This window comes from Microbacterium thalli (assembly GCF_028737325.1).
Classification (GTDB): domain Bacteria; phylum Actinomycetota; class Actinomycetes; order Actinomycetales; family Microbacteriaceae; genus Microbacterium; species Microbacterium thalli.
On sequence record NZ_JAQZCH010000001.1, the window covers coordinates 952938 to 965444 of the forward strand.

Genomic DNA, 12507 nt, shown 5'->3' on the forward strand with positions numbered 1-12507 from the left:
CGCCGCCGCCGTCGCAAGCGGCATGCGCCGAGCGGGCGGGCGAGGTGGACTGAGTCCGTGCAGTCAGACGAGATCGCCCGTGTCGCCCGTGATGCCTTCGGTATCGAAGAGCTGCGCCCGCAGCAGCTCGACGCGATCGAAGCGGCGATCGCCGGTCGCGACGTGCTCGTGGTGTGGGCCACGGGAGCGGGCAAGTCGGCGGTGTACCAGGTCGCCGCGGCGATGCGCCCCGGATTGACCGCGATCGTCTCGCCGCTCATCGCGCTGCAAGAGGATCAGCTCGCCCGCATCGACGCGGCGCCCGACGCCCCCGACGGTGTGGTTCTCAATTCGTCGCGCAGTGCCCGGGACCAGCGCGAGGGGTGGGATGCCATCCGGTCGGGGGAGGCGTCGTACGTCCTGCTCGCGCCCGAGCAGCTTGCCAAGGACGACGTCGTCGAGCAGCTCGTCGAGGTCGGTGTCTCGTTGCTCGTCATCGACGAAGCGCACTGCATCGCTGCGTGGGGTCATGACTTCCGCCCCGACTACCTGCTGCTCGGTGAGGTCGCCGAGCGACTCGGCCGCCCACCGGTCATGGCGCTGACGGCGACGGCCACGAGTCCCGTGCGCACCGAGATCATCGAGCGCCTCGCCATGAGCGACCCCGCGATCCTCGTCGGCGACGTCGACCGCCCGAACATCGAGCTGGGCGTGCGGCGTCACACGGGCGAGAACGACAAGCGCGACGCGGTCATCGCGCAGGTCACCGAGCTGCCGCATCCGGGTCTGCTCTACACCGCGACGCGACGAGCGACCGAGGAGTACGCCGACGCGCTCGCCGATCGGGGACTGCGCGCCGTGGCGTACCACGCCGGTCTTCCGGCCAAGGAGCGCACCCGCGTGCACGAGGCATTCCACAACGGCGACGTCGATGTCGTCGTCGCGACCTCCGCGTTCGGGATGGGTATCGACAAGGCCGACGTCCGTTTCGTCGTGCACGCCGACGTGCCCGACTCGATCGACGCCTACTACCAGGAGCTCGGGCGCGCCGGGCGCGACGGCGAGCCGGCCACGGCGACGCTGCACTATCGCCCCGAGGATCTGTCGCTGCGCCGGTTCTTCGCGGCGTCCGCGCCGAAGCGCGGCGAGCTGAAGCGCCTCGTCTCGGCCGTGACGGGAGGTACCCGCCGACGCGCCGACCTCGCCGAGGCCGCCGACCTGTCGCCGCGCCGCGTCACCGCGCTGCTGACGGTGCTCGTCGACGCGGGAGCGATCCGGACCGGCCGGACCGGGGTGGCGCTGCGGCGGGGGATGACCGTCGAACGCGCCGTGGACGCGGCGCTGGAGCGGACGGAGGAACGCGAGCGCATCGACCACTCGCGCATCGAGATGCTCCGCAACTACGCCGAGACCCGGCGATGCCGTCGCGCGACGCTGCTCGGCTACTTCGGCCAGGACTACGTCGAGCCGTGCGGCAACTGCGACACGTGCGCCGCGAGAGCCGCCGGATCCGGGGACGATGAGGATGCCGCCGCCGACGCGCCGTTCTCGGTCGACGAGATCGTGCGGCACCAAAAGTGGGGAGAGGGCACCGTGATGGCCGTCGAGCCCGATCGCATCACGGTCTTCTTCGAGAGCCAGGGCTACAAGGTGCTGTCGACCGATCTCGTCGCCGAGCGGGGGCTGCTCACCGCCACCTGAGCCGGGCGCTGGCGGCGCTCACGGAGTTTCCAGCCATCCGTCCCTATGATGAGTCGGTCACTGGGGAGTGCCCCGTCCGCGACGGTGGTCGTCGCGGCATCCGCGAGCACCCCTTGCCGGCCCGTCGAGAGGACACCCGTGAGCGCACGTTCCGATGCGAAGGCACCGCGCCGTCGTCGTCCTGTCGCGCGGCACGGAGAACTCCGCTCGCCGAACCCGCTCATGCAGCTGCTGGCCATCCTCGGCGTGGCCGTCGCCGTCGTCGCCATCAGCGGTGTCGCCGTCGGCGCCTTCGCGGTGTGGGACGCCGCACGCTCCGTCTCGGACAACAGCGTCGCGCTCGAAGGCGACGACGCCGGGCAGCTCCCGCCCACCATCGGCGAGATCGAGGGCGGCGTGAACATGCTCGTCGTCGGTACCGACTCGTGCGAAGGGCAGGACCTCGAGCTCTTCCCCCGGTGCGGCATCGACGACGACGGGCTCGAGCGCAACGACGTGACGATGCTCGTCCACATCAGCGACGAGCCGCGGCGCGTGACCGTCGTGTCGTTCCCCCGCGACATGGTCGTGCCGATCCCGTCCTGCCCGGACGGCGAGGGCGGCCGCCACGCGGCGATGAGTGCGCAGATGATCAACGTCTCGTACGGTTACGGCGGTCTGCCGTGCAGCGTGCTGACGGTCGAAGAGCTGACGGGCATCGACATCCAGTTCGCCGCGGCCATCCGCTGGACCGGAGTCATCAACATGTCCGACGCCATCGGCGGCGTCGACGTGTGCGTCTCGGAAGACATCAGCGACCGGCACACCGGCCTGAACCTCACCGCCGGCAACCACACCCTGCAGGGTGCCGAAGCGCTGCAGTTCCTGCGCATCCGCCACGGCATCGGCGACGGGTCCGACCTCGCGCGCATCTCGAACCAGCAGCAGTTCATGAGCTCGATGGTGCGCAAGCTCCAGTCGGATGCCGTCCTGGCCAATCCCCAGGCGCTCTTCAGCATCGCCACGACCGCGGTGCAGCAGGTCAACAGTCAGCAGCTGGTGCTCAGTGAATCGCTGGCCAACCCCACCCGCATGGTGCAGATCGCGATGGCGGTCAAGGATGTGCCGTTCTCGGACATCAACTTCCTGCAGTACCCGACCTCGTACGCATCCGACGGTCTGCGGGTGCTGCCCAACACGGCATCCGCCGACATGCTCTTCGAGGCGCTCGCCGAGAACCGGCCGATCCAACTGACGGGAGACGCGAGCCAGGGCTACGGTGTCGAGGTGGTCGGCGAGGCCGAGCAGCCCGCCGCCCCCGCGCCCACCGATACGGCCGCGCCCGCGCCGGAGGGTGAGACGCCCGACCCGGCCGCGACGGAGCCGCCCGCGACGCCGTCGGAGGCTGTCGAGCTGCCGAGCGACATCGCCGGCTCCAGCGCCGCGCAGGTGACCTGCACCGTCGCGGAGCGGTGAGCGCTCGCCCTCGATTGGGAGCCGACGAGCCAGCGGGTTATGATTGCCGGGTGCATCCGCGCCGTCTCGCGTCGGATGCCGTGGAGACGTCGCATAGTCAGGCCTAGTGCACCACCCTGCTAAGGTGGAGTCCCCGTAAGGGGACCGAGGGTTCAAATCCCTCCGTCTCCGCTCTCAGATCTAGGCTCTAAACCCGCGGAATTCCGCGGGTTTTCTGCTCTCCGGCCGAGGTGCCGAAACAGCTTCTGCCACGTTTCTGCCACGAAACGTGACCGATGTCCTGAGACGTGACATTGAGACGAGCCACATACGTCCGGCTTCAATCAGTTACCTACGGCGTGGAATCTGTGCTGGCCCGCGAACCATAGCCCCGTGCTGCGTGAACGACGATAGGTGCCAACAAAGCCGATCGGCTTCACGTACACGTCTATCCGCCAACTGCGTTCGCCGGGGATCTTCGGGAGCTGCTCTCCGGCCAGCACAAGATTCGCGTACCAACCATTGATGGTCTCGTTGACGTAAGTGCCGCTGCGGGACTTGAGGTCGAGATTGGACACTCCGGGGAGCTGAGTCCGTGCGCCTGGTCGGTCCGACAGTGACGGCGCGGCGATGTGATATCCGGTGCCGAGGTGGAACGGATCACTTCCCCCGGTCCAGGGCTCATGCTTCCCGGCGGCGTCCAGTCGACGGACCCACTCAGACTCAAGACGCAGTGGGGACCCGTCCAACCGCCGAGCCCAAGGCGCAAGCGTGTTCGAAGACAACAGGTCCGCCGGCATGCTTGATAGCCACGCGAGGAACCCGAGGAGAGTTCCGTCCCGCTCCCAGGTGTCGCGAATCAGCAGTAGTCGATCGTCCTCAACCGGTAGCCGTGCGTATACCACCACAGCAGACCCTTGTCCGGTCTCGTCCACCCGAACGAATAGGTGAGGAACGAGAACAGCGAGGCGTAGTAACCAATCTGATGTTCAAACCGGCCCTCGTCGTCCGGCACTGTGTCCGGTGCCGCGGGCATTGGAGCCCCCGACCAACTCGCAGTCAGTGCCCGGTAAGGCAGTGGGACGGCCCAGACCCAGGCGTGCTGTCCCCCTTCGTGCTCCACCAGGTCGAGCGATGGGTTCGGAATGCGCACGCGGTGCACACGTCGGTGCGGGGTCTCCAAGTCATTCCTCGTTTCGGGGAGTCGCAGGGTACTTCAGTCTCCATGCCCGATCATCTATCGGTTGCCACTTTGGTGCGGACACTCGCGTCGTGAGGTCAATGGCTAGGCGGTCCATGATCCAGCCGAACTCGAGGCGGCTAATGAGCGAAGGAGGGAGCGACTCGTAGCCGTGGGTTGCTCCCGCGAAGGCAAGGGCGACCGACGCTACAGACCGCCCGTTCGCCGCGGGAGAGCAGAAGTCGAGTATGCCTTCCGCGCCATCATGGTCGTCGAACGATGTGGCGACATATATGCCGCCAACCAACGCGCCGAGGGCATCGCCGTCTCTCGCCAGGTGCGTGAGGTTGCTGCGGCTCCGCGGAGCCCTCGATCCGCGATCGATCGCGTCTCCGATTGCCGCACGTGGAAAGTTGCTCGTGCTGGTGAGGCCCCAAATCGAGTCGGCTGATCTCGCGGCGTGGTGAAGAGTTGAAGACAGTGGTGCATTGGATCGGAGCAAGTGGGCGATGAGGAACGTCGAAACGGTCGCGCTCCCCGTAACCCACGGGTGTGAATGCGTCTGCCCGGCGAACATCCCTGCGTACGCGGCTACCTTGTCCGGTCCGCTGCGTACGAAGCCGCTGGCTCCGGCTAGTGCTGCGTACGGCAGCCCCTTGATCAGTCCTCGCGAGCTGGGCTCCCGAGTCGAATTGCCCGTGGTCGACGCCATCATCATTGAGGGCGAAGATCCGTGAGCGGTACGGATCTCAGGCGTGTCCATGAGCCAGCCGCGAGCGGGGCGACCGTCGACGATCGGCAAGGGCTCCCACCCCGCCTCCCCGGAACGTGCACCCCTGAGCAGCGCCCATCGCTGGTATGCGCGCATCACCTCTTCGTTCTGAGATTGAATTGCCCAGTCGTAGGCAGTGAAGTTTCGTAGCAGGCCCTCGACGGTCCATGCGGCAAGCTCCGTTGCAGCCCCAGCGCGGAGTTGGCTGCCGTTGTCTCGAACTCCGCCGCCACTACTCATCGAGTCTCCCAGTGCGATGCCGAGCATCAGGCCTCGAACTTTGCTCACCCAGGTTGGTAGCGATACCTCGCCGTCGCCGGGAGGCGATACCTGGGGTACTCGGTTAGTTGCGGTCGCCGGTACTTCAACCGGTCTTTCTGCCGGAAGTCGCCGACGTTGTCCGGCAGGCTGCGGCGGCCTTGGTGCAACGGCGTTGCTGACCAGTTGTTCGACCGTCGCAGTCGTGTCCGGGAGGCTCAGTTGACCGCTGCTCGTGTGAAGAACTCCGGATTCATCGACGAGCACGAGTGGCTGTCCGTGCTTCAAGCCCACCCACATTGGTTCATGCCAGTACTCGGGCCGATTGGTCGCGACGCCTTCGTCGTACTGTGCCTCAAGGAGCGCCAGGTACTCGATCATCGACTGTTGCGCTGTGCCGAACCGACGCTCGATCGACGTCACTGAGAGTGGATCGTCGTCATCCCCGACGAATCGCGCCGGACGGACCAGCCAGTCCTTCCCGAGGCCTACCAGCACCGCGAGAGCATGATACGCCGCGCTCTTGGGGGTGAGTGCTTCTCTGCTGTCGACCGGGCCCCAGATCGTGGACCAATCCCCGTTGGGCGCGAAGGCTTCATCCCAGCTCACGGGAGTTATGCCCTTAGGGTTGACGAAGGTTGCCCCATCAGGGCTGTCGAAGTGGAGCGCGGGACCCGTCGGCCCGTCGTGCACAACGAGGTGGGGTGTTTGGTGGGGGTAAGTGACCCAACTGATGGTCAGCCATGGTCGGGAGCGGACGTGATGCGCGCCGCACACCCATGATCGTCGGTATGCATCATGTTCGTCGGGTTCATCGTTCAGCATGCGGTCCTCTGCGAGCGATAGGTGGGCAGGGGCTGGGGAAGGTGGGTGGCACTTCGGACAAGCGCCGACTCTGTACCACCACTTGCGCTCGGGGTGTTGCGTCCATTCCCAGCCACAGCGGTCGTGGGTGTCGTCGAGAAGTTCCCTGCGCACGCAACTGACAATGTGGGCGGTATACGGTGGGTCGGATTCGGCGAACGCATCCAGGTCCTTCGGCGCGACAGTGACGTAGTCGCCCGTGACTGCATCTTCGAGAACGAGGCTCCCGCTCTCAAGAATCGTGACGAACTCCTGAGCGATCACATCGATTTGGATCAGGTAGGTGCGGCCCCGCGGCGCGCTCATCGGGCGTTCGCCAGACTCTTGTGCTCGTGGAGAACATCATTGGGGTCGCGCCGGACGGCCGCGATCACTGCGTACCTCACGTGTCCCAGACCCATGGCCGTCCCATCTCTACGCGTAGAGCCTAGAAGGGGCCAACGACAGTTGCCTCTCGCCTCGCTCGAGCCGATGGACTCGGCAGTGATACGTCTGGCAGGACTCGCGAGTCCGGTCTAGCGGCGACGTCGGGCGATCTCGGTCCGTGACGGACTCGGATCAACTCATGAGCTCGCGAATGTTCTGCTCATATCGAGCCGCGTCTGCGAGGTGTTCGTCCGTGACGGAGATCATGACGGGAGTGTCGTCTCTTGACAGCGGCGCGACGGTGGGGCTGGACGATCCTCGGGTCGTCAGGGAGGCGAGCGTCGTCACTGTCACATAGTCGTCGTCGAGTTTGACGACAAGCGCATGTTTCATGCCCGGCGGCACGGCCGCAGGGAGCGTGCCCCGGACCCAGTGCGTCTGCTGCAGTTGTGCGGCCACGCGACCACTGTATGGCTACGCCAGGCCACGGTCAGACCCCATCGATCTGGTCGAGTAGCCGATCCAGCCCATCGTCAAAGAGGTCCGCGTACCTGTCGAGCGTCATCGCGGCGGACGCGTGGCCGAGCATCCGCTGCACGGACTTCACGTTGCCGCCGGCGTTCACCGCGATCGACGCAGCGGTGTGGCGCAGGTCGTGCAGCACCATCGTCTCGACACCCGCGGTCTTGAGTGCCGTCTTCCACCAGGACTTCGAGCCCGCCGACGAGCGCACGCGTCGCATGTACTCGCCAGTCGGCCCCGGGAACACGAGATCGCTCTTGCGGCGTCCCGTCATCTCCGCACGCAGCGCCTCGACCACGATCGCGGGCAGCGGGACGAGGCGGGTGCTGGCGTCCGTCTTCGGCGTGCTCAGGTGGATCTCGCCATGCACTTCGACGGCCGACCGGTGCACGGTGATCCGTCGCTTCTCGAGGTCAACGTCGGCGACCTTCAGCGCTACAGCCTCGCCCCAGCGCAGTCCGCAGTACCCCAGCGTCAGCACGAGCGGCCGATGCGAGCCACTGGCATCAGCCACACGCCGCAGCTCTTCCTGCGTCAAGTAGCGGCGGATGCGTCGGGTTCGGCGGCGTGGCAGCGAGTCGACGCCGGTGGCAGGGTTTCGGCCGAGTCGCCCGTCCTTGACTGCCTGCTTCAGGATGCCGTTGAGCACCCCGTACGCGCGGTGCACGATCGACGGAGAACGGTCGATCTCGCTCAACCACGCGGCGATATCACCGTTGACCACGCGGCGCAGCGGCACGCGCTCCCAGCGCGGAGCGACGTGGAGTCGCCAGCTCGTCTCGAGCGGCTTGTACGCCGACGGCTTGAGCGTGCGCTTCTTGATATCGAGCCACGCCGGCGCCAAGGAGCCGACGGTAACCGTCGACTTGCGGGGGTCGGTCCAGTCGCCGGTTATCAGCTTCGACTTCTCCGTCGTCAGCCACGCCTCGGCCTCTGCCTTCGTCAGGAAACCGCGCTTCTCGACGATGCGATTGCTGGGCGAGACGTACCGGGCACGCCAGAGCGTGCCGTGTTTGACCGAGTCGTAGGAGTAGACGTTTCGGGTCGTGCGCTTAGGCATCGTCCGTTCGACGCGGGCGGCCCTGCGTATAGTTCATGCCCTTGAGCCGGCCGGCGGCGCGCGCCTTCGCGATCCAGTCGGATGCCGTGCGGTGCGGCACATCGAGTTCCACCTGCACCGCCTTCGTCGGCGGCAGGTCCGCGAGCGCTGCGGCGCCGTAGAGGATCTCGATCACCTCCATGCGCTCGTCCTTCATCCCGCGCTTGACGACAGCGGATGCCATCCACTGCGGGATGATCCGGCCCTCGCCGGCGGTCAGGTCTGCGACCGTCGTCCACTCGCCGCCGTCCGAGCCATCCATGCGCACCGCGATGCAATGCGGGACGGCGGCTTGCACGATCGCCTGCGCGGCGATGTGACGCAGCGCGCGTCGATCGAAGTCCGGCCGTATCGCCCGGCTGACGAGCGTCATGACGACGTACTGACCTTCGTCGGGCGAGTAGTGCGCCTCGAGGGTCGTTTCGATCCCGGTTTCGTCGTTCGTCGTGGTTGCAACGAACGCGCGAGCAATGCGCAACGCCGACCCGACGGGTTCCGTCGCGGCATCCGCTGACATGGGTGTGCCATCGAGAGTGGTCACGTCGATTCTCACCTCCTCATTTTGCATTACCTCGAACGCACATCGCAGAACCTCTTGACAGAGCATACTCCTTAGTTGTGTACTCATGTCAAACACGGTTCCAACAACGCAGCGGAGGTGCGCCGTGGCAATGAAGATCGAAACGACTCCCGTCGACCTGAAACACAAGTACCTGAGCCCGCAGATGCTGGCCGACCAGCTGCCGGGCATCTCGACCGGCACGCTCGCGATGTGGCGACATGAGGGCAAGGGCCCGCGCTATCGCAAGCTCGGCCGCATTGTGCTCTACGCCGTCGACGAGGTCGACGAGTGGGTCGAAGCCGCCATGCGCGAAGGCACGATCGATGGCTACTGATCTGATGCCGGATGCCGCGCCGCGGGCCGTCACTGTGTACACGACCGGCCCCGCGTGCGTGCAGTGCATGCTCACGGAGAGCCTCTTGGCGGACCTCGACATCCCGTTCGTCGAATGCGACATCACCCGCAACGAGAACAGCGCCGCCCGCGACTATGTTGTCGGCGACCTCGGATACACCCGCGCGCCGGTCGTGGTCGTCGACGAGCACGACCACTGGTCAGGGTTCCAGCCGGACGAGTTGAAGAGGATCGCGGCCAGGTTCGCGAGCAGGTCATGAACGCGAGACCTGATCCGAGTGCAGGGGAGAGTCTCGGGGAAGCGGGGGAGCGCATTCGGTCCGCCGCTCCGATCCTTGGCGACCGCGCAACCGACGATGACTGCCGCATCCGACGAGCGATGATCGACGAGGCTCTGGCCGTCCGCGGCATCCATCCCGGTGCGCACGAGTGGCACACTGCCCTACTCGTCGACGGGCATGTGGCCGGCGTCTGGGTGAACTCGGTCGAGGAGGCTGAGCTCGAGCTCACGGTCTGGTGGGGCACGCGATGCCATTGGGTCACCGTCGATCCGCAGTGCCTGCTCTTCCACGAGTACTTCCCGAAGGGCAAGCGGTCCGCGGCCGAAGCCGAGCGGCGCTTCCCGCTCGCGCCGCCTCGCGCGTTGCGCGACCGCTTCGCTCCCGCTGATTCGCTGCTCGACGGCATTTGGCCCCCATCGGCATCCACGACGTCGGTCGCGAGGTGATCACCTTGATCGACGACGATGCTGAGCGGCTCCAGCGAGCGAACGAGGACCTTCGCCTTCAGATCGCGCATGCTCGCGCTGCGGTCTACGAGAGGGAGAAGCAACGTAAGGAAAGGCGTCGTGAGTACGCGCGCGAATACTACGCGGCACATCGCGACGAGTACCTCGACTATCAGCGGCAGTACCGCGCGGAGCAACGCGAGAAGGACCCTGAGGCGTATCGGGCGGGTAAGCGTGAGCGTAACCAGCGCTGGCGTGATTCGCACAAGGACCAGGTCAACGCGCGACTGCGCGACAAGTACCGCGACAACGCCGAGAAGCACCGGGAGCGGCGACGTGAGTACTACGCGGCGCATGCCGAGGAACAGCGTGCGCGCCGCCGCGAGTACTACGCCCGCAACAAGGAGAAGCAGAAGGCCTCCCACCGCGCGTGGCGCGACCGCGAAAAACGGCGCCGAGCAGTCGGCCTGCCGACGCAGCGTCTCCATCGCGTACCTCGCGACGAGCGCAAAGCGAACCGCGTCGCGGCCCACGCCTTCTTCTCACGAACCTGGACCGAGGAGGAACTCATGACCATGATGGAGATCTTCGCGACGCCGCCGGAACTGCTGGCGGCGTGGAAGAGAGACTGTCTCAAAGCGCGCGCGACCTACGCGCTGGCTGAGCAGCAAGAGGAGCTCGCGCGCCTGCAGAAGGAACTGAGCCGTGTGGCACCCGGCCCTAAGCCGAAGCCGCGCATGACGCCGCAGGAAATCGAAGAGGCGCGAATGGATGCCATCGCGAAGCAGATCAGCGAGCGCCTCCGCCACCACGAAGAACCGCGCCGAGTCCATCATCTGGACCCCGCAGCCCCGCATCCGATGCTGCGTCACCCCGACACGAGAGAACTGAACCGATGAGCGTCATCGACAGGAGCCGCGCCGAGAAGGTGCTCTACCGCACCGCCATCAGCGCGTTCATGTACTACCCCGACAAGGCTGACAACGAGCCCGGTTACGACGTCGAGGAGGACGTTGCGTGGTGCGCCGCGCCACTGGAGCGTCGGCTGCCGTCGCCGGATGTCGAGATGTTCCGTGGGATCATCCGGATGCTGATCACCGAGCCGCTCGCAGACCGCCGACCTCTGATTCAGAAGCTCGCCGAGCTATCGGGGGAGTAGGTGGCGGATCCGTCCTGGCGGCCGATCGTAGCGACCTCCGGCGCGCTCCGTTCCGGCCCTGCGGCATATCCTCCCTCGCTGCGCTCAGTCCGGTAATCCTCGGACTCGGCACTGCGCGCGCCTCCGGTCGCGTTGTGAGCCACTACCAGGACGGTCTGAGAAGCGCGGGCGATGCGCCCTGATGTGAGTCAGCGCGAGACGCCGCCGCGCTCGGGGCCGACAGGAACGACGACCGGTGCGGCGAGATCAACGACCTCCTCGAGCGGTTGCGAACGCTGCAGGTCGCCCAGTCTCGCTACCGTCTTCTGCTCGATCGCGCTGATGAACTTGCCGTCGCTGGGCGCGTACAGCTCGGGGATAACCTCGCGGAGAGCGACGTCGTGCAGCTCGACGAGGAGCTCAGTGACAGCGCGGGGGAGGTCTCGGCGCGTCATCGCGAAGTCGGTCGCGTGGTGAAGCTCGCTGAGCCACTGCGTTGCGTCGAACCGACTCAGACGGGCGGACTGCGCGCCTTCGAGGGCTGCCGCGGCACCGCGGAACACCTCGTCACCGTCAGCTCGGCGCGCGTCGAACACCACGTCGCCGTTGCGGCCGATCACCGTCAACTGGTCGACGGCCGACGAGCCTTCTGCCTCTACCGCGAGATCGCGGGTCGCCTCGAACGCGCGGTCATGAGCTTCTCGGCTGACGAGCCGCGCAAGGTTGCCGGCACGGACGTTGCTCAAGTAGAGGGATGCCACGGAGAGAAGGCTCTCGGCTCTCCGCGATGCGACGATCGCGACGCGCGTCTGAAACCCCGCGGCCGCGAACCGCGCAGCCGTTCCTACAGCGGCTGTTGGATTTTGAAACGCTCCCTCGAGCAGCAGTGAACGCTGATTCTCGCGGGCGTAACGGATGCAGTCGCGCATCCATGCCGCTGTTGCTCGGGTGACGGCGTCGAGTGACTCAGGTGCGCTGGCGACGGAAAGCGCAGCGAACCGCGGGTGAAATGCGCGCAGATCATCGGCGCCCACAACGGCTGGCGCTTGACCGTGTTCTACGATCAGCGTCCGGATCGCCCTCTGACGTGCGGTCCCAGGCTGGCCAGCCAGCAGGGTGAGAGATGGTGACTCTTCAGCGTGAGTCGAGCTCTGAAAAACCAGAGGAAGGACGTCGCGCGCCAGTATCGCGTCGCGCTCACTCGGTTCGAGCTCCCAGCTGGTCAAGGCGTCAGCTCCGTAATTCGAACGGCGATTCGGTCAGCGAGCGAATTCACGGCCGCGCGGTCGTGTCCATCCACGTCGAGGATGTCTCGCTGGAGCTGCTGAAGCTCGGACAACGCAGCTGCCGAGGGCCCAGAGCGTTCGATGGAGGACTGCAGAAGAAGGCTCGTCAGCAACGTCGCGGACTCGCGCATCGCTTCGTAAGCGACAGCGTCATTGACGCGCCATGCCGATATCCGAGCCACGCGGCCTCCCTCCCTCATCGTATCTGCGAGGGTGTCCGCGGCGGGGGCACGTAACAGCTGGCGCCGACGGCATAGCCGCGTCG

13 protein-coding genes and 1 tRNA gene are annotated in these 12507 nt (G+C 66.3%); 8 read left to right on the forward strand and 6 right to left on the reverse strand.

The genetic code is table 11. The features are described 5' to 3' along the window. Nucleotides 1-57 precede the first annotated feature (57 nt). From PUW82_RS04705 to PUW82_RS04715, 3 genes are all read left to right on the forward strand, one after another. The gene (locus PUW82_RS04705; protein ID WP_274221168.1) at nt 58-1680 is read left to right on the forward strand and encodes a RecQ family ATP-dependent DNA helicase; all 1623 of its coding nucleotides are present in this window, start codon (nt 58-60) and stop codon (nt 1678-1680) included. 222 nt (nt 1681-1902) lie between these two features. Continuing rightward, a complete protein-coding gene (locus PUW82_RS04710; RefSeq protein WP_274221750.1) occupies nt 1903-3135 on the forward strand; it encodes an LCP family protein in 1233 nt (410 codons plus the stop codon). Between the two features lie 82 nt (nt 3136-3217). Next, nucleotides 3218-3306, forward strand: a tRNA-Ser gene (locus tag PUW82_RS04715). A gap of 152 nt (nt 3307-3458) precedes the next feature. On the opposite strand, the gene PUW82_RS04720 is transcribed toward PUW82_RS04715, so the two are convergent. The 5 genes from PUW82_RS04720 to PUW82_RS04740 all read right to left on the reverse strand — a co-directional run bounded on the left by PUW82_RS04720 (nt 3459) and on the right by PUW82_RS04740 (nt 8716). Then, nucleotides 3459-3692 (reverse strand): hypothetical protein, encoded by a 234-nt coding sequence (locus PUW82_RS04720; protein ID WP_274221169.1) that lies wholly within the window; start codon nt 3690-3692, stop codon nt 3459-3461. A 606-nt stretch (nt 3693-4298) separates the two neighbouring features. Continuing rightward, nucleotides 4299-6494 carry an ADP-ribosylglycohydrolase family protein gene (locus PUW82_RS04725; protein WP_274221170.1) on the reverse strand — a complete coding sequence of 732 codons (2196 nt, stop codon included), beginning with the start codon at nt 6492-6494 and terminating at the stop codon, nt 4299-4301. A 252-nt stretch (nt 6495-6746) separates the two neighbouring features. Beyond that, nucleotides 6747-7013 (reverse strand): hypothetical protein, encoded by a 267-nt coding sequence (locus PUW82_RS04730; protein ID WP_210007009.1) that lies wholly within the window; start codon nt 7011-7013, stop codon nt 6747-6749. 31 nt (nt 7014-7044) lie between these two features. After that, nucleotides 7045-8136 carry a tyrosine-type recombinase/integrase gene (locus tag PUW82_RS04735; protein WP_210007010.1) on the reverse strand — a complete coding sequence of 364 codons (1092 nt, stop codon included), beginning with the start codon at nt 8134-8136 and terminating at the stop codon, nt 7045-7047. After that, nucleotides 8129-8716, reverse strand: coding sequence for a hypothetical protein (locus PUW82_RS04740; protein ID WP_271175071.1), 588 nt, complete (start codon nt 8714-8716; stop codon nt 8129-8131). Before PUW82_RS04740 ends, PUW82_RS04735 begins: the two co-directional genes overlap by 8 nt. A gap of 124 nt (nt 8717-8840) precedes the next feature. Here PUW82_RS04740 and PUW82_RS04745 point away from each other — a divergent pair, with 124 nt between their 5' ends. The 5 genes from PUW82_RS04745 to PUW82_RS04765 all read left to right on the forward strand — a co-directional run bounded on the left by PUW82_RS04745 (nt 8841) and on the right by PUW82_RS04765 (nt 10977). Then, a complete protein-coding gene (locus PUW82_RS04745; protein ID WP_210007852.1) occupies nt 8841-9071 on the forward strand; it encodes a helix-turn-helix transcriptional regulator in 231 nt (76 codons plus the stop codon). Beyond that, nucleotides 9061-9351, forward strand: coding sequence for a glutaredoxin domain-containing protein (locus PUW82_RS04750; protein ID WP_245338157.1), 291 nt, complete (start codon nt 9061-9063; stop codon nt 9349-9351). The genes PUW82_RS04745 and PUW82_RS04750 overlap by 11 nt, the downstream gene beginning before the upstream one ends. A 119-nt stretch (nt 9352-9470) precedes the next feature. After that, on the forward strand, nt 9471-9818 hold the full coding sequence (locus PUW82_RS04755) for a hypothetical protein (RefSeq protein ID WP_210007011.1): 348 nt from the start codon (nt 9471-9473) through the stop codon (nt 9816-9818). 5 nt (nt 9819-9823) lie between these two features. Beyond that, nucleotides 9824-10717, forward strand: coding sequence for a hypothetical protein (locus PUW82_RS04760; protein WP_210007012.1), 894 nt, complete (start codon nt 9824-9826; stop codon nt 10715-10717). Continuing rightward, nucleotides 10714-10977, forward strand: coding sequence for a hypothetical protein (locus PUW82_RS04765; RefSeq protein WP_210007013.1), 264 nt, complete (start codon nt 10714-10716; stop codon nt 10975-10977). The genes PUW82_RS04760 and PUW82_RS04765 overlap by 4 nt, the downstream gene beginning before the upstream one ends. A gap of 188 nt (nt 10978-11165) precedes the next feature. On the opposite strand, the gene PUW82_RS04770 is transcribed toward PUW82_RS04765, so the two are convergent. Further along, nucleotides 11166-12182, reverse strand: a complete 1017-nt coding sequence (locus tag PUW82_RS04770) for a zeta toxin family protein (RefSeq protein WP_210007014.1) — start codon at nt 12180-12182, stop codon at nt 11166-11168. Between the last annotated feature and the right edge of the window lie 325 nt (nt 12183-12507).